The 20,334-nt window shown below is 66.2% G+C and carries 16 protein-coding genes and 1 pseudogene; 6 read left to right on the top strand and 11 right to left on the bottom strand.

Annotated features, from left to right (window positions below; genetic code table 11):
* Positions 1-189: 189 nt before the first annotated feature.
* Positions 190-630 (top strand): hypothetical protein, encoded by a 441-nt coding sequence (locus JMY28_RS37945; protein WP_201701009.1) that lies wholly within the window; start codon positions 190-192, stop codon positions 628-630.
* Positions 631-930: 300 nt separating this feature from the next.
* On the opposite strand, the pseudogene JMY28_RS37950 reads toward JMY28_RS37945, so the two are convergent.
* From JMY28_RS37950 to JMY28_RS37985, 8 genes and pseudogenes are all read right to left on the bottom strand, one after another.
* A pseudogene (locus JMY28_RS37950) lies at positions 931-2,476 on the bottom strand (ATP-binding cassette domain-containing protein).
* A 244-nt stretch (positions 2,477-2,720) separates the two neighbouring features.
* On the bottom strand, positions 2,721-3,758 hold the full coding sequence (locus JMY28_RS37955) for a porin (RefSeq protein WP_201701010.1): 1,038 nt from the start codon (positions 3,756-3,758) through the stop codon (positions 2,721-2,723).
* 139 nt (positions 3,759-3,897) lie between these two features.
* Entirely contained in the window at positions 3,898-6,381 is a 2,484-nt protein-coding gene (locus JMY28_RS37960) for a glucose/quinate/shikimate family membrane-bound PQQ-dependent dehydrogenase (RefSeq protein WP_201701011.1), read from the bottom strand.
* Positions 6,382-6,434: 53 nt separating this feature from the next.
* Positions 6,435-7,538 (bottom strand): porin, encoded by a 1,104-nt coding sequence (locus JMY28_RS37965; RefSeq protein WP_268960705.1) that lies wholly within the window; start codon positions 7,536-7,538, stop codon positions 6,435-6,437.
* Between the two features lie 293 nt (positions 7,539-7,831).
* Complete coding sequence (locus JMY28_RS37970; protein WP_201701012.1) at positions 7,832-8,728, bottom strand: LysR family transcriptional regulator; 897 nt, start codon at positions 8,726-8,728, stop codon at positions 7,832-7,834.
* Positions 8,729-8,884: 156 nt separating this feature from the next.
* Positions 8,885-10,369: a M81 family metallopeptidase gene (locus JMY28_RS37975; RefSeq protein ID WP_201701013.1), complete on the bottom strand. Its 1,485-nt coding sequence runs from the start codon at positions 10,367-10,369 to the stop codon at positions 8,885-8,887.
* Positions 10,370-10,425: 56 nt separating this feature from the next.
* On the bottom strand, positions 10,426-11,718 hold the full coding sequence (locus JMY28_RS37980; RefSeq protein WP_201701014.1) for an MFS transporter: 1,293 nt from the start codon (positions 11,716-11,718) through the stop codon (positions 10,426-10,428).
* A 131-nt stretch (positions 11,719-11,849) separates the two neighbouring features.
* Positions 11,850-12,791, bottom strand: coding sequence for a LysR family transcriptional regulator (locus JMY28_RS37985; RefSeq protein WP_201701015.1), 942 nt, complete (start codon positions 12,789-12,791; stop codon positions 11,850-11,852).
* A 126-nt stretch (positions 12,792-12,917) separates the two neighbouring features.
* Here JMY28_RS37985 and JMY28_RS37990 point away from each other — a divergent pair, with 126 nt between their 5' ends.
* The 5 genes from JMY28_RS37990 (at position 12,918) to JMY28_RS38010 (ending at position 17,860) form a co-directional block, all read left to right on the top strand.
* Positions 12,918-14,108 carry a M20 aminoacylase family protein gene (locus tag JMY28_RS37990; protein WP_201701016.1) on the top strand — a complete coding sequence of 397 codons (1,191 nt, stop codon included), beginning with the start codon at positions 12,918-12,920 and terminating at the stop codon, positions 14,106-14,108.
* Between the two features lie 92 nt (positions 14,109-14,200).
* A complete protein-coding gene (locus tag JMY28_RS37995; protein WP_201701017.1) occupies positions 14,201-15,424 on the top strand; it encodes a porin in 1,224 nt (407 codons plus the stop codon).
* A gap of 34 nt (positions 15,425-15,458) precedes the next feature.
* Positions 15,459-15,839: a BON domain-containing protein gene (locus JMY28_RS38000; protein ID WP_201701018.1), complete on the top strand. Its 381-nt coding sequence runs from the start codon at positions 15,459-15,461 to the stop codon at positions 15,837-15,839.
* Positions 15,840-15,947: 108 nt separating this feature from the next.
* The gene (locus JMY28_RS38005) at positions 15,948-17,267 is read left to right on the top strand and encodes an MFS transporter (protein WP_236597238.1); all 1,320 of its coding nucleotides are present in this window, start codon (positions 15,948-15,950) and stop codon (positions 17,265-17,267) included.
* A 41-nt stretch (positions 17,268-17,308) separates the two neighbouring features.
* A complete protein-coding gene (locus JMY28_RS38010; protein ID WP_201701019.1) occupies positions 17,309-17,860 on the top strand; it encodes a cysteine hydrolase family protein in 552 nt (183 codons plus the stop codon).
* A gap of 2 nt (positions 17,861-17,862) precedes the next feature.
* On the opposite strand, the gene JMY28_RS38015 is transcribed toward JMY28_RS38010, so the two are convergent.
* The 3 genes from JMY28_RS38015 to JMY28_RS38025 are packed head-to-tail and all read right to left on the bottom strand — an operon-like array spanning position 17,863 to position 20,295.
* Positions 17,863-18,561 (bottom strand): trimeric intracellular cation channel family protein, encoded by a 699-nt coding sequence (locus JMY28_RS38015; protein ID WP_201701030.1) that lies wholly within the window; start codon positions 18,559-18,561, stop codon positions 17,863-17,865.
* 32 nt (positions 18,562-18,593) lie between these two features.
* Positions 18,594-19,862, bottom strand: coding sequence for a M20 family metallopeptidase (locus JMY28_RS38020; protein ID WP_201701020.1), 1,269 nt, complete (start codon positions 19,860-19,862; stop codon positions 18,594-18,596).
* A gap of 55 nt (positions 19,863-19,917) precedes the next feature.
* The gene (locus JMY28_RS38025; RefSeq protein ID WP_236597239.1) at positions 19,918-20,295 is read right to left on the bottom strand and encodes a MarR family winged helix-turn-helix transcriptional regulator; all 378 of its coding nucleotides are present in this window, start codon (positions 20,293-20,295) and stop codon (positions 19,918-19,920) included.
* Positions 20,296-20,334 lie beyond the last annotated feature (39 nt).

Genomic DNA, 20,334 nt, shown 5'->3' on the forward strand with positions numbered 1-20,334 from the left:
GTCGACGCCTCACGCGAGCGTGCGCGTCAACCAGGGCAGGAATCGGACATTTCTAATGAGCCAGAACCGGACATTTCAAAAAAGCCCTAACATTAAAAATGTCGATAATTTATGTTATGTAAAATAAAATAAATCCCCCAGGCACACCTCCTGCGGCACGAACTCCGTGGCGTCTCACAGGAGGAACCCATGGCGTCCGCCCCGACATCCGGACAACCAACCGGCGGCAGCCCGAATCCAGAACCCACGCGCTCGCAGCGGGTCGCCGGCTGGCTCGGTCTGTGCGCGGTGCCGCTCATCTGGCTGCTGCATCTGGCGCTCGGCGTCACACTCGTTTCCACGGCCTGCGCCGACCCCGTCACGCGAGATCCAATGCCGGGCTGGCACGGTACGCAATGGATCCTCGGCATCGCCTCGGTCTGCGCGCTCGTGTTCGCGCTCGCCATCACCTACGCCGCGGGGCGCGCCTGGCGCAAGATTGCCTACGCTGCGAAGCAAAAGCGCGACGCACAGCGCTTCGTCGCGTGGTGCGGTGCGACCACTTCCGTGGCCTTCACCTTCGGTCTCGCCTATTCGATCTGCATATTGATCGCCGTACCAATCGAGCGTCTCTGTACGGCCTTCGACTAAGTCACGCGAAATCGGCCGTGCAATCGCCGTGCATCGACTGCCCCGAAGCGTCTGAAATTGCATCAGTGCCTCCATGTAGTCAGCCGTTTTGCCGCCCGACGTCACGGTCACGCCCAGCGTCAGCGTGTTCTGCACAACACAGGTTTCGGTCGCGTCGTCGCTCGACTACGTGTATGTGCGGCCCGTGAGCGAGCCATTCGTAATCGTAATGGGCATAGGTGTCGAAAATCCCGTGGCGCAGGTGGCGTTAACGTCTCGCCTCTAAACCTAGCCTCGTAAATCAATTCGTTATCCTATGGGTCAGAAAACGGGATCGAAGCGCCATCCGTCGCGGCTCCATTGCATCGTATGCGTCGGTGCCAGTGCGGCGATTAAATCCGCGTCGTGCGAAGCCACGATCAGCGCGCCTGGGAAGTCCGCTAGCGCCCCCTCGATCGCGCGCACGGATTCCAGGTCGAGATGTTTGGTGGGTTCACACGCGCGCGGCGTCGAGTTGCAGCAACGCAAGCCGGCTGCGCAATTCCCCTTCTGCGAGCTGTGTGTCGAGCAACCCGAGCTGTTCGACGATCGAGCGATCGGGATCGAGCTGCGCAAGCTTCTGGTCGAGATACGCGCAGCGTACATACGTCACGCTGCGGCCCGCATGGGACGCCAATTGCCCCGCCAGGAGGCGCAGCAGCGTCGACTTTCCGCATCCGTTCGGACCCGTCAACACCACGCGCACCGGGCCGTTGCACGACCAGGTGAGCGTGGCGGCGGGATCGTCGTGCGCGAGCCACGGCAGCCTCACCTCTTCGAGCGTGAAGACCTGGCGGCGCGCGCTCACCCCTGCGCCTGGCAACGCCACGAGCACGGGCGCGTCGGGCTCGACGCGTGCGGCAGCCTCGGTAATGCGCTCGTCAAGCGCCTCTTTGTGTTCGCGCTGCTCGGCCCTGACCTGCCCCATCACATTGCGCGCACCGCCTTTGATCCCCTCTTTCGCCATCGACGATAGATTCGCCGTCTTCGCGTAACGCAATGCGCCAGCGGCATGCCGTTGGATCGTGTCGTGTTCGCGCTGGAGCCTGCGCGCGGCGCGCTCGCGTTCGGTACGCGCCTGGCTGAGCGCGCTCTTTGCCGCTTCGTGTTCCGCATCGCGCTGGCTGCGGTAGCTGCCATAGTTGCCGCCATAGATTCGAAGCCCCTTGGCCGTGACCTCGACGATGCGCTGCACGTCTCCAAGCAGTGCGCGATCATGGCTCACGACGACGAGACCGCCGCGCCATCCGCAAAGCGCGACGCGCAGCCAGGCGCGACCGGCGGCGTCGAGGTGATTGGTCGGCTCGTCGAGCACGAGCAAGCCGGCATCGGCCAGCAGCGCGCCAATCAATGTCACGCGCGCGAGTTCACCACCGCTGAGTGTGTGCGCCAATGTGTCGGACTCCAGATGATCGAGCCCCGCCGCATCGAGCGCCGTGCGCAGGCGCGCGGCGAGATCCCAGCGCTCGCCGATTACGTCGAAATCGCCGGTGTCGGCCGTACCGCTTCCCAGCCGTGCCAAGGCCGCGAGCGGCGCGTCGATCCCCGCGACTTGCGCAACGGTCCGCGTATCGTGTGACGCGTCAAGGTGTTGCTGCGCTGCGAACGCGACGCGAACGTGCCGATCGATCGAGCCGGAGCTCGGCTCGATTCTTCCCGCGATCAGTTGCGCGAGCATGCTTTTGCCGACGCCGTTTCGGCCGACAATACCTGTGGGCACGCGATCGAGAATGAGGTCTAGCGAGTCGAATAGCGTAGCGCCGCTATCGAACCGGTATGACACGTGATGGAGTGCGACAAGCGTCGCGGCTGGCGTGACTCGAGCCATAAGCTTCTCCCGAATGTATGAACCTCTCGCGCGGCGTGTTCGACGCTGGCGCGAAAACATTGTTTGGGGAAAGCTTAGTTGTCCACTTTGGCTGGAGTCCGGTGTGCAGGAATGGAAGGCGCATGATAACAACGAGAGATGCCCGGCACAAGTCATAGTCCGGCCGAATTGTTGGCCATGCACCACGCCGCGCGCGTCGATGCCGCCGTGCGCCGCCAGCGAATCGATCTACGAGAAAAGCCCTTTAAAAGCGGTCGATCATGCCAAACTGCACGCCGCGCACAGGCGCGCCCGGCCAGGACGGCGGCAGGCCAGTGACGTTCACGCCGCGCAGCGTGAAGGTCGCATTGTTGTGATTGCGCAGCCACCCGGCGCTCGCGTAGAGCAGCACGCGCTTCGAGAGGTCGTACTCGCACGCGGCGCTGAACTGGTCGGCATCGTTGTCGGCGCCCGAGAGGTCGTGCACCCACGCATAGCCCAGCGAAGCGCGAAATTGCGAGGTGATCGCGTAGCGCGCCGAGACCGAGACACCGTTGTTGTGGTTGCGCGGCGTGCCGCCATCGCCGTTGAAATACGCGAAATAGCCTGTCACCGGCCCGAGGACGTACGACATGCCACCCAGATTGGCTCGCAGTGCACCATCGCCGTTTTGCTGTTGATGCGCGTACGAAATGCGAAACGGCCCGTGCCGCCACTCGATGGTTTCGATGTTGCCTGCGAGTCCGTTGCTGCCCGTGGAGGGGTCTTGCAGCGAGGCCATCAGCGTGGTCGAGAAACCGTAGATATCGGGCGACAGATAAGTGATCGCGTTGGATTCGTAAGGCGTGATCTTCGAAAGATTGTTCAGACCCGAAGCGATGGTGCCCGCGCCGAACGCGTCGAGTTGCCCCTTGAACGGAATGTAGATCGGCGAGTATTGCCGCCCCACGCGCACCGTGCCCCACTGTGTGCCAAGGCCAATCCACGCCTGGCGATTGAAGATCGTGTTGGCCACAGCGAAGGTACCGTCGTTGGACCCGAAGCCGTTTTCCAGCTCGAACAGGATCTTGATGCCGTCGCCGATATCTTCCACGCCGCGCAGCCCGAAGCGCGAGCCGCGATACGCGCCCGAGTCCATACGCGCGACCCAGCCCGCGCCCGGGTTTGTCACCTCGATGCTCGTGTCGAGCGTCCCGTACAGCGTGACCGAGCTTTGCGCGTGTGCGCTTATCGTGTGCAACGTGGCGAAGGTTGCCGCAGACACCACCGCCCAGGCGCGCGCCGCGCGCGATGTTCGATTCATGAAGGAAAAACGGGTGAGGCGCACGAGCGGTGCGTCGCATGCTGCGTGAGAAGCGGCAGGCGCTGTGCGAGCCCCCGCCGCCGCCTGGTAAGCCCGCAAGCCGCGGCCGCCCGGTGCTGCTGGGCGGCTCGCGCGTGACTCATTGTTTCGGCAGCGCGTAGGCAATCACGTAGTCGCCGAGCTTCGTGCCGAACGAGCCGTGCCCGCCCGCCGCGATCACGACGAACTGGCGGCCGCCCACCGCGTACGTCATCGGCGTGGCCTGACCGCCCGCGGGCAGCCGTGCTTGCCAGAGCCGGTTGCCGTTGTTCACGTCGAAGGCGCGGAGGTAGTTGTCCGCCGTCGCGCCGATGAAGATCACGCCGCCTGCCGTCACCATCGGGCCGCCGAGCATCGGCATGCCCGTGCGGAAGGCCACCGGAATCGGCGAGCTGTCACGCGTCGTGCCGATGCGCTTTTTCCAGATGATCTGGTTGGTCTTGAGGTCGACGGCGGAGATGTAACCCCACGCCGGCTGCTTGCACGGCAGCCCGAGCGGTGACATGAACGGATTGAGCGTCACGCCGTAAGGCACGCCGTATTGCGGCTGAATGCCCGCCTCCGTGCCGCTGCCCTTCGCACCCGGCTGCGGCTCGATCGGATTGCCTGGCCCGCGCGGAATAAGCCGCGAGACGAACGGCAGCGCGATGGGGTTCGCCACGGCGATCTGCCTGTCGGTGTCGATGGCGAGGCCGCCCCACTCGAACATGCCAAGGTTGCCCGGGAAGATGAGCGAGCCTTGTAGCGAAGGCGGCGTGAATGTGCCTTCGTAGCGCAGTTGGTGGAACATCACGCGGCAGATGAGCTGGTCGTACATTGTGGCGCCCCACATATCGGCGTCGGTGAGGTTCTTCGACGGCCGGAACGTGAGCTGCGAGAACGGCTGCGTAGGCGCGACGTGGTCGCCCGGCGCGGCGCCCTGCGGCACCGGCATTTCGGGCGCGGGCACGACGAGCTCGCCGGTGCGGCGGTCAAGCACGAACAGGTTGCCCGTCTTCGCAGGCGCGTAAACCACCGGCACGGTCTTGCCGTCCTTGTCGGTGATGTCGGCGAGCGTGGGCTGCGAGGGCTGGTCCATGTCCCACAGGTCGTGGTGCACGGTCTGGTAGAACCAGGCGAGCTTGCCGGTGGAGGCGTGCAGCGCGAGCAGGCCCGTTGCGTAACGCTCCAGCTCGGGCGTGCGGTCGCCACCCCAGATATCCGGCGTCTTCACGCCCATCGGCAGATAAACGATGTCGAGCTTCGCATCGTAGGCGGCCGGCGCCCATGAGTTCGGCGAATTCCACGTGTAGTGCTCGCCGGGGCCCGGAATCTTGTTCGGGTCCGCGGCGCCCGGATCGAACGCCCACAGCAGCTCGCCGGTGCGCACGTCGAAGCCGCGAATCACGCCCGAGGGTTCGCGCGTCGAGAAGTTGTCTTCCACAGCGCCCGCCACGACGATCGCCTTGCTCGTGACAATGGGCGGCGAGGTGGGCTCGTACATGCCCGGCGTCGTGACCGGCATGGCGTGCTGCAGGTCGAGGTCGCCGTTGTTGCCGAAGCCCGCGCAGCGCTCGCCCGTGAGCGCGTCGAGTGCGTAGAGGTGACCGTCGTTCACGGGCAGCAGGATGCGCTTCGTGCAGGCGCCGTTCGCGGCGGCAGGCGTTGCGGCGGCCGTGGTTTCGCTCGCCGGCGCGGCGGCTTCGGTGGCCGACGCGGCGTCGCTTGCAGGCGCAGCCGCCTCGGTTCCCGAAGCCGCCGCGGCGTCACTTGCACTCGCGCTCGCCGAAAGATCCACGAACGACACGCCCCGGCAAGTCACGTGCTGGAACGAGGGATCGGCCTGAAGCTTCGGATCGAATTTCCATTTGAGCTCGCCCGTTTGCGCGTCGAGCGCGAACAGGATCTGGTGCGGCGAGCACAGGTAAAGCAGATCGCCAATCTTGATCGGCGTGACTTCGTTGGTGATCTCGACCGGATCGTTGGGTCCCTTCGTGTCGCCGGTGCGGAAGGTCCAGGCCACCTCGAGATTGTGGACGTTGTCGGGCGTGATCTGCTGCAGCGGCGAATAGCGCGTGCCTTGCTGGTCGCGTCCATAAGCGGGCCATTCGGATGGCTCGATGCCATCGACGTTCAGCGCGGGCGTGGCCCTCACCGCCGCGAGCGAGCCGTTGATCTGTTGCGGGTCGTTGAAGTGCGCATACACGAGCACGCCGCCCCACACGAGCAGCCCGACCACGAGCGAAAGCACGCCGAACTGGCGCGGACGCTCCAGATGCCAGCTCATGAGCACGAGCAGCCAGATGCCGAACACCACCAGCACGCCCGAGCGCGGCACGAGCGCCCAGAAGTCCGGCCCCGACTCCCAGAGCCCCCATATCGCCGTGCCGATCAGCACGATTGCGTAGAGCACGAACGCCGAGGGGCTCGCGCGCCACAGCAGCCACGCGAAGACGAGCAGCAGCACGCCCGTCACGACGTAATACGGCGAGCCGCCGAGCGAAATGAGCCACGCGCCGCCAGCCAGCAGATAGACCGCCGTGAGCAAGGTGAACAGCACGGAGATGACTCCGATGAAGCCCAGCGGTTTCGATAGTCTGGCCATGATCTCAACCTTCCTCGAAGAATGCCGTCTGCGATGGCGGAAAAAGCGTGGCGTTAGAACACGTGCATCATCCCGACGTACGCGCCGGTTTGCGATTGGCCAGCCATGGGGCTGGTCGGCGTGCTGGAGTCGCGCGGCGTCGCGAACACGGAGAACGTGCCGTTCTTGCTGTTGTTGACATAGGCGACCGTGCCATACAGGAAGGTGCGTGCGCTCAGGTTATAGGTGGTGCCGAGCGCGTAGAGCATGGCGTGGCTCGCTGGGTCGTGCGAGGCGTCGCCGCCGCCCTCGCCTACGTGGATATAGAAACCCGCGGCCGTCACGGCCCACTTCGGCGTGGCCTGGTAGGTCGCGCCCAGCCAGTAGTGGTCGGCGGTATCGGAGATGCCGGGCGGCGAATCGGGCGCGGAGTAATGCGTGTACGCGGCCTGGATCTTGAACTTCTGCACGCGCAGGTTGCCGCCCACGAAGTATTCGCGCGAGGCCGTGAAGATGTTGGAGAAGCGCCCGCTCGAATCGCGCAGTTCGTCGTAGATGCCGCGCAGGTCGAAAAGCGTCGAGTGGTAGGAGAGCATGATGCCGTCCGAGCGGCCAAACTCGCCTTCGGCCCCGGCATTGAAGTTGCCCGGCTGGTTGCCGAACGAATACTGCCCCTGCACGTCGAGGCCCTTCCACACCGGGCTGTGATATTCGACGTTGTTGCTCGTCTGCTGCCAGTTGCGGCCGCGCACGAGTGAGGCCGACGACACCGCCTGCTGCACGAACGGATCGAATGCCCACACGCCGTCGCTGTCGATGAAGAGATTACGGCCGGCTTGCAGTTGCCCCCACGTGTCGTTCTTCAAACCCACATACGCGCGGCGCGACCAGAGGCGGCCGCCGCCCGTCGTGCCGTTCATGATCTGCACGGCGGTTTCGAGGTCGAAGATCGCGGCGCTGCCGCCGCCGAGATCCTCGGTGCCCTTGAGGCCCCACATGCTGGTGCCCCAGTCGCCGCCCTCGGCGCTCCAGCGGGTCGAACTGCCGCCGTTGCCGTTCGCGATGTGATTGAGGTATTCGATACCGCCATCCACGCGGCCGTACATCGTGACACTCGATTGTGCGCACGCGGCCGAACTGGCGGCGAGCAGCACCACTGCGCCCAGAGTCGTTTTCACGTTGGCTCCCTTGTGGAGTCTTCTTTCTTGGTCCGGTCCATGCCGGGGCGGATAACGTGGTTTAACGTGCAGACAAGCCGGCGCGCCCGGGTCGATGCCGGACACATCGCGCACTAAAAAGCATAGCGCTTGGTGAAAAATCCCGTATTTTGGCTGGACAGCGGGCGACGCACAGTTGCATGCGCGCGACGGCGCCGGTGGCACGGAGCATTTCGCGTGCCGCGCCGCACCATACGCGACGCATGCCTGGGCGAACGCCCAGCGCGAAGTTCAGTGCGAAGTTCATTGCAATTTCAGTCGGATGTATCGCGCGCCTGCCAGCGCAAGGCTTCTTCGAGAAACGCGCCGACTTGCGCAGGCGCGGTCGCCGCGTGACGCACGGTGCACCACACGCGCAGTTGCGGCAAGACCGGAAAAAGCAGTAACTCCACGAGCTCGGTGCGCGTGCGCAGTATCGGCCGTGCGACGAGCATGAGCGCATCCATCTTCACCGCGAGCGCGACGCCTGGCACCGAAGCCGTGCACATGAGCGTGCGCGCTGGCGCGGCGAGCCCCGCATCGACGAACACGCGGTTGACGAAGCGCTGCTGCGCGCCGTTCGGATCGGTATAGATCCACAGCGCGTGCTGCAGATCGTCGAGCGCGCGGGCCTGCGCGTAGCGCCCCCCGCGCGCCGTGACGAGCGCGAACGATGTTTCGAATACGAGCTGCGAGCGGCTGTCCGGCTGCGTGTCGGCGAACGACGGTTGCGCGTGCAGCGCGACGTCGAGCGTGCCGTCGTCGAGGCGATGCATCATCTGCTCGCGCTGGTATTCGTATAGCTCCACGCGCACGGCGGGATGCTGCTGCATGAAGCGCGCCACGAGGTCCGGCGCGATCAGCACGGAAACGGCCGGCGTCAGGCCAATGCGCAAATGCCCCGCGTGCTGCCCGCGCAAGGCGCCCAGTTCTTCGTGGGCGCGCGTCATCTCGGCGCTTACCGCCTGCGCGCGCGGCAGCAACGCGCGCCCGCCCGCCGAAAGCGACATGCCGTGCGGCGTGCGCTCGAAGAGTTGCACTTCGAACTCGCTCTCCAGTTCGCGGATCGACTTGGAGATGGCCGCCGTGGTGCGATTGAGCGCGCTGGCCGCGCGTGTGAGGCTGCCGCCCGCCGCGAGCGCGAGGAAGGCGTGGAGCTGATGCTGCTTCATGAGTGCGTAACGTGAGGGCCGATGGAGCGTGCACCCTCTCCGCGATTTCGTCGGCGGTAGGTGCATGCGCGTGATTGCGCGTGATTGCGCGTGATTGCGCGCCACAGTCTGCCATAACTGCGACTGGCTCTTCCCCCACCAGCGGTGCCCGGCGGATCAGTGGATCAGCACCGGCGCCGCGTCGGCATCGAGAGGCCACAGCGGCCGGTGCACGTTCTTCCAGGCGATCTTCGAATAATCGCGTTGCAGTGGGCCGCCGCCTTCCACGTAGAGCACCTCGCTCGCAATGGGCGCGAAATGCGCGTGAAAATGATTGACGGACTTCACGAAGAGCATGCGCTTCTCGCGCGGGTCGATGCCCACCTGCTCGAACGCTTCGAGGCTGAACGCCTGGGCGCGCTGGGTAGAAAGCACGATTTCCACGCCGCCTATGCGCACCGCCGCCGCGTCGCCGCACTCCACGCGGCTCGTGCCGAAGCGCTGCCACGCGCCGCGCTTCAGGCCAATAACTTCGGCTACGCCGTCCACTGGCTGCCCAGAAGTGCGCGCGACCTTGCCGCCGATGCGCAGCGGCAGCACTGCATTAAGCCCTGCGTCGAAGCACAGTTGGACCGCGCCCGGGTCCCAGATCGGACCGGTCGCGACGTTCTCCATGCCGCGCTCGATCAGGCGTGCCAGCACCTCCGTGTTGTCGGAAGGCGCGCCGCCGCCGGAGTTGTCGGTGGGATCGGCGATCACGACGGGACCCGATTTGCCGGTCGCCGCGGCGGCGAGGCCCGCATCGATGGCCGCGTCGATGGCCAGGAGCGGCGAAGCCGTCTGCCCGCGCAGCGCGACCAACGCGTCGCCCAACTCGCGCGCGAGCGTCTCGCCGCGCGTCTTGTCGTCGGCATAGACGAGCACGCGTGTGCTCAGATCCGGTGAGTCGCCATAAATGAAGCCATGCACGATCGAAATCGACACGATGCCCGAGGCGGGGTCGGCCTCGATCGCCTTCGCGCGGTCCACTAGCGCGCGCATGCCAGGCGCTGTGGTCGGATACGAATCGATCTGGCGGCAGTCATAGAGCGAGGCCGTGGGACGCGGCGCACCGCGCACCATGTTCGTCACGAGATCGATGAGGCGTTCGGCCTGCTCGACCATGTCCGTGTGCGGGTACTCCTTGTACAACACGATCACGTCGCTGTTATCGAGGCGCATGTCGTTCACGATGCAGTGCGGATCGAACTCCACGCCAATCACACAGTCCCGTCCGACGATCCCACGCACGCGCGCGATCAGGTCGCCTTCGGGATCGGGATAGCCGAACGCGATCATGCCACCGTGCAGGCCAAGCAACACGGCGTCCACGGGCAGCGCGGCGCGCAACTCGTCGAGAATGCGCTCGCGAAGCGTCACGTAGGTCTCGCGGCTCGTGAGGCCCGCGGGCGTCGCGCGAAAGCAGCTGCCTTCGACGAGTTCGAACTCGCCCTTCGCCGCGCGACGCTTCGCACTCCACATGAGCTCCGCGCCGACGATGGGCGCTTCGCCCATCGGGCACTTGCCCGGCGGTAGATGCCCGCGCATGAACATTTCGAGGCTCGTGGGCAGGTTGACGAACGCATTGGTCTCTGTGAGCAGACCGGCGACAAAGCATTTCATGGCAAGACTCGCGAATGAGGATGGAACGCAAAGAAACGGTGGAAACGCCCAGGCATTCACGCGGTGCTTCGCGCGCCGCCGCGAGCGCGAAAGTCGCAGCCCAGCGCAATGACGAAGGCGAGCAGCGCGCCGCCCGTGAGAAACGCGAAGGCGCCCAGCCAGCCCGAGCCCGGCGCGCCGCCTACGAGGCGGCCGACCACTACGGGTGAAATCGCGCCCGCAAGCTGACCGGCGAAATTGATGAGGCCCGTCGTGCGCCCGGCCGTGCTCGCCGGAAAGCACTTGAGCGGAATGGCGAACACGCTGGCGTAGACAAGATCGAAGGCGAGCATGCACAACGTCCAGCAGGCAATCAACGCGGGCAGCGAAGCGACGAACGGCATGAGCGCGGCGAACCCGGCGCTGGCGAGCGCGCCGCCAGCCAGCAGCCAGCGCAGCCGCGTAAGCGGCGAGCGGTCGATGAAATGCCCCGCGAAATTGGTGCCGATGAAGCTGGCGAGCAAGGGCACGGCGGAGATCAGCCCGATGTGCACGATGTCGATGCCGCGCGTGCGCATGATCCAGGTGGGCAGCCACGCCTGCAGGCCGAGCGCGAGCAGGCAGGCGCCGAACCACGTGAGCGCCACGCGCCAGACGAGCGGCGTGCGCGCAAGTTCACGCCAGCGCACGTGAGGCTCGGGCGTCGCGGCCTCTGCGAGCGCGGCCTGGTCTTGCGTTGCCGCGCGCCGCCCCGGCACCACGAGCAGTACGACGGCCACGCACGCGCCGAGCAAGCCGAGCAGCACGAAGGTCTGCCGCCAGCCGAAGCGTGAAATCGTCCAGCCCACCGCCGCCGCGCCCACAGCGCCGCCCAGGAACACGGTGCTGCACATGAGCGCCTGCACGCGGGCGCGCACGCGCAGCGGGAACGTCTCGACGATCGCACTGGAGCTGGCGGGCGCGAAGCTGCCCTCGCCCACGCCGAACAACAGCCGGAACGCGAGCAGCGAGGCGAGCGACCAGGCTGCGCCCGTCAACGCGGTGAAAAGCGACCAGAGCGCGAGACACCCCACCAGCACGCGGCGCGCGCCGAGGCGGTCGGCAAGCCAGCCGCCGCCCAGTTGCATGAGCGCGTAAGTCGCGTAAAACGCGCCGAGCACGTAGCCCTTCGCGGCATCGCTCAGGCCAAGTTCGTGCGAGATGGGGATGATCGCGGTGCCGATCACGACGCGATCGGTATAGGCCACCGACCACGCGGCGAACAGCGCGCCGAGCACCACGAACTGGCGGCGGCGCGAAACCGAATGCGAGGAAGCAGACGAATGCGCTGCCGGGTCGGCAGGCAAAGACGGCGAAGCGGATGGCGTCATGGGCGGGTCCCATGCCGGTGGCGCCACGCATGCGGCGCCACCGGCTCTGGCGTGATCGTTGGAAATCCGGTTTGGAAAATCAACGATAGCCGCGCAGAAAACCGCTGAGTAGCGACTTCAGTTGCGGGGGCTCAACCGCGGGTTGATGCCTCGCGTGAATGCCGCGTCGAGGCAACTTCGCGGCGCTCGGTCAGCACCCTGTCGATGCAATCGACGAAGGACTCGGCGGCCCGCGTGAGCTGCGCCTCGGGCGGCGAGAACAGATAGAGCCGCAGCGGCGGCGGTCGATCGGGCAGCGCCAGCTCGACGAACGAGCGGCCCAGTTCCGTCTCCTCTAGCGAATGGCGCGTCCACGCGAACACGGCGTCGGAGAGGAGCGTCAGGCCATAGAAAAGCGCGTACGACGTGCAACGCGTGACGCGCCGCGGCGGCTCCAGCGCCGCGCGCTCGAACATCGCGCGCAACATGTTCGGGTAGAGGTCAGTGACGTCGGTGTGGATCCATTCGGCCTGCTGCAATTCGGTCAACGTCGTCGCCTGGGCGAAAACGCCGTTGGCGCGCGTGATGAACACCGAGTCGTACTCGAAGAGTTCTTTCACCGTGCCGATGTCGTCACCGGGATTCGCCGGAAAGGCCGCGAACGCGAGGTCGAGCGTGCGGTTGCGTAGTTGCTCGCGCAACTGGTTGATGCCCAGCTCGCGGAACTCGATCGTCACGAGCGGCCAGTGGCGGCGAAACGCGACGAAGGCGTCGGCAAGGCCGCCGGTGCCCGCAATGGGCGTGACGCCGATTACGAGCTTGCCGTCACGCCGCCCCTTGAGGTGAGCGAGGTCTTCCTCGGCGCGCTCGAGCTCGCGCACCACGGTGCGGGCGCGTTGGAGCAGCGCCGCGCCCTCGGCCGTGGGCACGACACCCCATGGGTTGCGCTCCAGCAGCCGCACGCCGCACTCGTCCTCCAGCTCGCGCAGCGCTTTCGTGATGGCCGGCTGCGTGACGTGCAACCGCCGCGCCGCGCCGTTAAGGGTGCCGGTCGCCGCAATTTCGACAAGCGCCCGAAGCTGATGAATTTTCATGATGCGGTGGATATTACCACTGGTTATCGACATGCCGATTTTTGCTTTTTTATTTCGACCGATCGTCCTTAGGCTCTGTCCTCGAAGGCCGCCGCATACCGGGCGGCCACTTCGGGGACTCTTCACATGACGCAGGACACCAGCACGGCCCTGCTCGCGGCGCTTCGCGAGCACGAGCAGCAATTCATCTCGATTCGCCACGACATTCACGCCCATCCCGAACTGGGATTCGAGGAGTCGCGCACTGCGCGCGTCGTCGCGGAAAAGCTCGCGCAATGGGGCTATGAGGTCACGACCGGGATTGGCGGCACGGGCGTCGTGGGGCGCTTGACGCGCGGCAGCGGCACGCGTGCGATCGGCCTGCGCGCCGACATGGACGCGCTGCCTATTCAGGAGACGACCGGCTTGCCCTATGCGAGCACCGTCGCACAGACGATGCACGCGTGCGGCCACGACGGCCACACGGCCACGCTGCTCGCGGCGGCCCACTACCTCGCGACGCAAGGCGACTTCGACGGCACGCTCAACGTGATCTTCCAGCCCGCCGAGGAGGGCCTCGGCGGCGCCTCGCGCATGATCGCCGAGGGGCTGTTCGAGCGCTTCCCGTGCGATCAGGTGTTCGCGCTCCACAACGCGCCGGGCCTGCCCGTGGGCCACTTCGCGGTGCGCCACGGCTGCATGCTGGCCTCTTCCGACACGGTGACGATTACCGTGACCGGGCGCGGCGCGCACGGCGCGATGCCGCAGCAAGGGTGCGATCCGATCGTTGCGGCCGCAAGCATCGTGATGGCGCTGCAGACCATCGTTTCGCGCAATGTGGAGCCCACGCGCGCGGCCGTGGTCACGGTGGGCGCGATTCATTCCGGCAAGGCCGGCAACGTGATCCCCGAAAGCGCCACGCTGCAGCTGTCCGTGCGCGCGCTCGACAGCGAAACGCGCAACACGCTCGAAGCGCGCATCCGCGCCATCGCGGATCACCAGGCGCAGTCGTATGGCGCGACGGCCAGCGTGGACTACCGCGCGATCTCGCGGCCGCTCGTGAACGAGCGCAACGCCACCGAGCACGCGATTGACGCCATCGAGGCGATCGTCGGCAAGAGCGGCCTCACGATGATGCCCGACGCCGTCATGGGCAGCGAAGACTTCTCGTGGATGACCGAGAAGCTGCCCGGTTGCTACGTACTGCTTGGCAATGGCGTGGGCAGCGTGGGCGGTTGCAGCGTCCACAACCCGGGCTACGACTTCAACGACGCCGCGCTCGTATGGGGAGCCGCGTGGTTCGTCAGCCTCACCGAGCGCTATCTGCGCAACGTTTGACCGAGGCGTTTTCCGGCGGCTTCGCGCAATCACTTCTCGCCCGCGCGCGCCGCCCTTCCCCGCAGTTTCTGACCAACCTAAAGAGCCTATAAATGTCAGCAAGCAGCATCACGCCTTATCCGCGCCGGGGTGCCGGTCTTTCGCGCATGGCCCGCGCCGCGCGGCTCGCCGCCTGCGCCGCCGCACTCGGCGGCGCTTCGCACGCAGCGCTCGCACAGGCTTCGAACCTGTTCCTCGAAGACTACTTTCAGGGCGTGCCCTACGCGGTGAGCAGCGCCTACACGCCGGGCATTTATCTCTATGGCGCGGTGGACCAGGCGGTGGGCTTCACCAAGGGTGCGCAAACGTCCTGGGTGCAGCAAAGCAGCGGCGAATGGACGTCGAAGTTCGGCCTCTACGGCGTGGAAGACCTGGGCGGCGGCTACCGGACGCGCTTTGCCCTCGAGAGCGGCTTCAATGCGGCGAACGGCCAGCTCGGCACGACGAACACGCTGTTCAACCGCGAAGCCTGGGTCGCCCTCGGCTCGTCGAGGACCGGCGAGCTCAAGCTCGGCCTGCAGGACGATGTCGGCGTACCGCTCTTCATCGACGTGTTCGGCCAGGTGGGCACGGTCTCGACGGTGGCGTACCTCACGGCATGGGTCTACGATCTCGGCCCCGGCGCGAGCTATCAGGCAAGCCGCCTTTCGAATGCGATCAGCTATTCGTCGCCGTGGTTCGGGCCGCTCAACGCGCAGGTCGCGCTTGCGCTGCACGACCCCAGCTCGAACTCGCCGACCATCACGACGAAGTCCGTCGCGCTCAACTATTTCGACGGTCATCTGTTCGGTGCGCTGAGCTATATCGGCAACTACGGTCTCAACGCGCTCACGACGTCGCAATACGTGCGCACCGACAACTTCGCTGCGGGCCTGCTCTACGACGCCGGGCACTACGTCGTCTCGGCGGGCTACAGCTTCCTCGCGCCGCGTCTCGCCGGCGACCGCGTGGCCTCGCTTTATACGCTCGGCGGCCTTTACCGCTATCAGCAGCGCAACGACTTCCGCGTGGAGCTGGCGTATCGCACCGTGGCCGGGGTTAGCTCGAATTCGTACGGCATTACGCTCGGCTACGACTACAACCTCTCCAAACGCACGGCGCTCTATGTGCGCGGCGCGCTCATCCGCAACACGGGCGAGACGCCGACGTACGGCCGCTATCCGTCGCAGCAGCCCACCGTGGACAACATCAGCAACAGCTACACGGGCGCGGACGGCACGACACAAATGTACCAGTCGCCGCACGTCGTGCTCGTGGGCATGTATCACAAGTTCTAAGGGCCGCAGGCCTCATACATACAGGAGAGAAGACATGAACAACCGAACCATGCTGCGCTACGCGGCCGCCGTCTATTTCGCCGTCGCGAGCGTGAGCAGCTGGGCCCAGGGCGGCAGCCAAGCGAGCGCGGCGCAGATCGCGCCTGCGACGCCCGCCGCGGCTGCTTCGGCGCCCACGGACCGCGCGCTCGCCGCGAACGTGCGCGGCGCACTGCGCGCCGCACGCAAGCAAGGGCTCAAATCGACGTTCATCCGCGTGCACGCCCATAACGGCGCGATCACGCTCTCCGGCGTGGTAGCGAGCGAAAACCAGATCGCGCTCGCCACTTCGGTCGCGCAAAGCGTGAGCGGCGTGCAGTCGGTAACGAGCAAGATCGAAGTGCGCTCGAACGCCGGTATCAAGGGTAGCCAGTAAGCGCGGCTCACCTGTGAATGAACGACGCGCGGCATGCGTATTGTGCCGCGCGCGTCAGCACCACGACGTTGCCATCTCAGCGCGTCATCATCGGAACAAGGCTTCATCATGAAACTCGCTCAGGAACGCGCCGCCCTCGCCGCTCAAGCTGCCCCTGCTGCATCGGCAGACCAGACCGCGCACACCAGCCGCACGATGGTGCTCGCCGCCGCGCTCGGCAACGGGCTCGAGTTCTTCGACTTCACCGTGTACAGCTTCTTTTCGGCAATCATCGGGCGGCTGTTCTTTCCGGCGCATGACGCGTTCAGCTCGCTCATGATGTCGCTCGCGACGTTCGGCGTGGGCTTCGTCGTGCGGCCGCTCGGCGGCGTGGTCATCGGTGCCTATGCCGACCGCGCGGGCCGCAAGCCCGCGCTCATCCTCACCGTGCTGATGATGGCGCTCGGCACCGGGCTCATCGGCCTTGCACCCACTTACGAGCAGATCGGCCTCGCCGCGCCCGCGCTGATTGTGCTGGGCCGCTTGCTGCAGGGGTTCTCGGCAGGCGGCGAAGTGGGCGCAGCCACGACACTGCTGATGGAAGCGGGCCGCGAAGGCAGGCGCGGCGCGCTCGTGAGCTGGCAGATGGCGAGCCAGGGCGGCGCCGCGCTGGCGGGCGCGGCGATCGCGGTGCTGTTATCGAAAGCGCTTGCGCACGAACAGCTCGAAAGTTGGGGCTGGCGCGTGCCGTTTCTCATCGGTCTCGCGATCGGGCCGCTTGGCTTTTATCTGCGCACGCGGCTTGAAGATACGCTGCCGCAAGCGCATGACGCCGAGACTTCGCCACAACACGCAACACCCGCCACGCGCAGGAAGTTGCCGCTGCGCCAGATCGTAGCGGGCACGATGCTCGTGATTGGCGCCACGGCGACGATGTACACCCTCGTGTTTTTCCTGCCCGCGTTTCTCTCGCTCACGCTCGGCATGCCCCAAGCAGCGGCCGCGGCGAGCGGCGTGGCGGCAGGCGTCGTGCTGCTGGTGGGCTCGCCGTTCGCAGGGCGCCTCGCGGACCGCGTCGGCAACCGCAAACGGCTGCTCGTGGGCGCGAGCGTGGTGTCGCTCGCACTGGTATTCCCGGCGTTTCGCGCCATCGCCCTGTGGCCCACGCCCGCTACGGTGCTCGTGGTGGTGGTCGTGCTGATCGGCCTGATGACGCTCACGAGTCCAACAGGATTCCTGATGATTCTCGAAGCGCTGCGGCCCGAAGTGCGTGCGACCTCGCTCGGCATCATCTACGCGGTGGGCGTGACACTCTTTGGCGGCTTCGCGCAACTCGTGGTGGGCTTCCTGTGGCACGCCACGGGCAGCTTCTATGCGCCGGCGTGGTATGTGGCCGCGTGCGGGATCGTGAGTCTCGCGGGCGTCGCGCTGTTTCGCGAGAAGGGTTGACGCCCACGCGCTAGAATCAGCGTTTTCCAGGGACGACCGTTATGACCACCGCTCTGCTCGTAATCGATTTTCAGAAGAAGCTCGTCGACACCGAACCGCTGCCCGGCGACATCGCCATGGTCAGCGCCAACATCAATGCGCTGATGCAGCGCGCAAGACAAACGGGGGCGCCGGTCGTGCTGATCCAGCATGAGGACGACACGGCGCTCGTTCGCGGGTCAGACGCCTGGGCGCTGTCGGCCGCGCTTGTGACGGACCCGAGCGACCACCTCATCGGCAAGCGCACGCCCGATTCATTTCTTGGCACCGGCCTGGGCGCCCTGCTCGCCGCACGTGCGGTGAACCACGTCGTGATCTGCGGCTATGCGAGTGAATTCTGCGTGGACACGACGGTGCGGCGCGCCGCCGCGAACGGCCTCACGGTCACGCTCGCCGCCGACGCCCACACCACCCACGACAAGCCGCACGCGAACGCGGCGTCGATCCGCGCGCACCACAACGCGACGCTTTCGAATATCCGCAGCTTCGGCCCGAAGATCCGCGCGGAGCGCACCAGCGAAATTACGTTCGGCACCCCGGCGCAAGACCGCTGAAGTTAGCGCGCGTCGTGCCGCGAATCCGCTTTTCCGGCGAGCTTCGCGGCGTCGCCGCCCGGCGCCTGCCGCGGCTGAGCCGCCCGCACGCCGTGGAAAACCGGCAAACGCCAGCCGAAATAGAGCGAAGCCAGCCGCAACGCCACGCAGGAAATCACGGCCACCCAGGGCGTCCAGAATGTCGACCAGCCCGCATACGTGAGCCCCACCTGCACCGCGGCGCCAAGCAGCGCCGCCGAAGCGTAGATCTCGCGGTCGAGAATGGCGGGCACGCGCGAGAGCAGCATGTCGCGCATCACGCCGCCGCCCACCGCGCTGACAATACCGAGGATGATGGCCGGCTCCGCGCTCTGGCTATACGCGAGCGCCTTCTGCGCGCCCGCCACCGCAAAGAGCCCGAGACCTATCGCATCGAACAACAGCACGGGGTGACGCAGCCGCCGTACCTGCGGATAGGCGGCAATGGTGAGCCCCGTAGCCAGCAACGTCACCGCGAGATAGGCCCAGTTCGCGAGCCCCGCTGGCGGCACCGCGCCAATGCACAGATCACGGATGATGCCGCCGCCGCACGCCACCATGAAGCTCACGACGACGATGCCGAACAGGTCGAGGCGCCGCTGCCGCGCGGCCACGGCGCCCGAGATCGCGAAAGCGAACGTGCCGATCAAGTCGAGTACCGTATAGGCGGTGTGAACGTTGATATGCGTGCCGACGTGCACGCCGAGTGCCACGCTCACGCCGCCTCGCTTTCGCGGCCAAGCCACACGGCGGCCGCGCACAGCATCGTTTCGAGGCCGGTGCGCAAGGTGGGGTCGAGCACCGGCGCGAACTTCGGCGAGTGGTTGCTCGGGATCTCGTTGAGCTTCTTTGCGGCCAGGGCTCGCGCATAGACCTCGGGCTCGGTGCCGCCCACGAACCAGAACGCGTACGGCACGCCCCATTCGCGGCCGAACACGCTGAAGTCCTCGCTGGCGGCGGCCGGCTGCGTTTCGTAAGCGCGCTCGCCGAACCACGCTTCGAACGCCTTGCGCAGGCGCGCCGTGGTGGCGTCGTCGTTCACCGTGAGCGGGTAGCTCGACAGCGTCGTGAACTCCGGCTCGCGCGGCGCATTCGAGGCCGTGCACTCGGCGCAACAGATGCGGCGGATCGCGCCCAGCATGTATTCGCGTACGTCGTCGTCGAAGGTGCGCATGTTGAGTTTGAGCGTGGCGTCGTCCGGGATGATGTTTTCCTTCGTGCCAGCCTGCAGCGAGCCCACCGTGAGCACGGCGCTCTCGCGCGGCGAGATTTCGCGCGAGACGATCGTCTGCAGACGCAGCGTGGTGGAAGCCGCCATGATCACAGGGTCGATGGAGGTTTGCGGCTGCGAGCCATGCGAGCCGCGGCCGAACAGCTTCACCTTGAGACTGTCGCCCGCTGAGAGGATCGCGCCGCTGCGATAGCCCACGGTGCCAGCCGGGCCCACCATCACATGCTGGCCGAGAATCACGTCGGGCTTCGGAAAGCGCTCGATCATGCCGTCGTCCATCATGCTGCGCGCGCCGCGCCCCACTTCCTCGCCGGGCTGGAACACGGCGAGCAGCGTGCCGCTCCATGCGTCGCGATGCGCCGCCATCAACTGCGCCACGCCGATGAGCCAGGTCACGTGCAGGTCGTGCCCGCACGAGTGCGCCACGCCCACCTGCACGCCCTCTTCGTCTTTGGCCGTCACCGTGCTCGCATACGGCAGGCCGGTGGCTTCTGCCATGGGCAGCGCATCCATGTCGGCGCGCAGCATCACGACCGGCCCCTCGCCATTGCGCAGCACGGCCACGACGCCCGTCACACCCACCTCGCGGGAAACTTCATAGCCAAGCTTTTCCATACGCTCGGCGACGAGCGCCGCCGTGCGGAACTCCTGCATCGAGAGTTCAGGATGCTGGTGCAGATCCTTATAGAGTGCTTCGAGCTCGGGTAGCAGCGCGCCAATGGCGGGCGCCACGGTTTCGACCAGATTCGGCATCGACGACTCCTTCATGCTTGATTCAAAAACTGCGTCAGATAGGCAAGGTGCGATCTCAATCGCCCTCGATCAGGCTCTGGGCCAACTTGGCGAGCAACTGATCGAGCGTCTTGCGCTCGTGCTCGGTGAGCGCGGCGGCGAGTTCGGATTCGAGCTTCGAGCCCGCTTTTTCGGAGGCATTCGCCACTTTCGCGCCCTCGGGCGTGACGCGCAGCGCAACGCTGCGCCGGTCCGCCGCGTGCGCGCCGCGGCCTATCAGACCTCGCGATTCGAGTTCGCCGAGCGTTTTGGAAAGCAGCGTTTTTTCGATGAGGGCGCGCTGCGAAACGGCCTTGGGCGTGATGCCCGGCTCAGTACGGATGATGCGCAGCACGCGCATGGCACGCACGTCGAGATCCCAGCGCTCGCGGTAGACCGCATTGGCGCGATCCATCAGCAATGCGCTCGTTTGATCGAGCCTGAAGGTGAGGAA

Source organism: Paraburkholderia hiiakae (genome assembly GCF_904848665.1).
GTDB classification, from domain to species: Bacteria; Pseudomonadota; Gammaproteobacteria; order Burkholderiales; family Burkholderiaceae; genus Paraburkholderia; species Paraburkholderia hiiakae.

What these genes read in the sequence shown, in the direction of transcription:
- JMY28_RS37945 (WP_201701009.1), top strand. Translation starts at nt 190, where the DNA reads ATGGCGTCCGCCCCGACATCCGGACAACCAACCGGCGGCAGCCCGAAT.
- JMY28_RS37955 (WP_201701010.1), bottom strand. Translation starts at nt 3,758, where the DNA reads ATGAATCGAACATCGCGCGCGGCGCGCGCCTGGGCGGTGGTGTCTGCG.
- JMY28_RS37960 (WP_201701011.1), bottom strand. Translation starts at nt 6,381, where the DNA reads ATGGCCAGACTATCGAAACCGCTGGGCTTCATCGGAGTCATCTCCGTG.
- JMY28_RS37970 (WP_201701012.1), bottom strand. Translation starts at nt 8,728, where the DNA reads ATGAAGCAGCATCAGCTCCACGCCTTCCTCGCGCTCGCGGCGGGCGGC.
- JMY28_RS37975 (WP_201701013.1), bottom strand. Translation starts at nt 10,369, where the DNA reads ATGAAATGCTTTGTCGCCGGTCTGCTCACAGAGACCAATGCGTTCGTC.
- JMY28_RS37980 (WP_201701014.1), bottom strand. Translation starts at nt 11,718, where the DNA reads ATGACGCCATCCGCTTCGCCGTCTTTGCCTGCCGACCCGGCAGCGCAT.
- JMY28_RS37985 (WP_201701015.1), bottom strand. Translation starts at nt 12,791, where the DNA reads ATGAAAATTCATCAGCTTCGGGCGCTTGTCGAAATTGCGGCGACCGGC.
- JMY28_RS37990 (WP_201701016.1), top strand. Translation starts at nt 12,918, where the DNA reads ATGACGCAGGACACCAGCACGGCCCTGCTCGCGGCGCTTCGCGAGCAC.
- JMY28_RS37995 (WP_201701017.1), top strand. Translation starts at nt 14,201, where the DNA reads ATGTCAGCAAGCAGCATCACGCCTTATCCGCGCCGGGGTGCCGGTCTT.
- JMY28_RS38000 (WP_201701018.1), top strand. Translation starts at nt 15,459, where the DNA reads ATGAACAACCGAACCATGCTGCGCTACGCGGCCGCCGTCTATTTCGCC.
- JMY28_RS38005 (WP_236597238.1), top strand. Translation starts at nt 15,948, where the DNA reads ATGAAACTCGCTCAGGAACGCGCCGCCCTCGCCGCTCAAGCTGCCCCT.
- JMY28_RS38010 (WP_201701019.1), top strand. Translation starts at nt 17,309, where the DNA reads ATGACCACCGCTCTGCTCGTAATCGATTTTCAGAAGAAGCTCGTCGAC.
- JMY28_RS38020 (WP_201701020.1), bottom strand. Translation starts at nt 19,862, where the DNA reads ATGCCGAATCTGGTCGAAACCGTGGCGCCCGCCATTGGCGCGCTGCTA.
- JMY28_RS38025 (WP_236597239.1), bottom strand. Translation starts at nt 20,295, where the DNA reads ATGGATCGCGCCAATGCGGTCTACCGCGAGCGCTGGGATCTCGACGTG.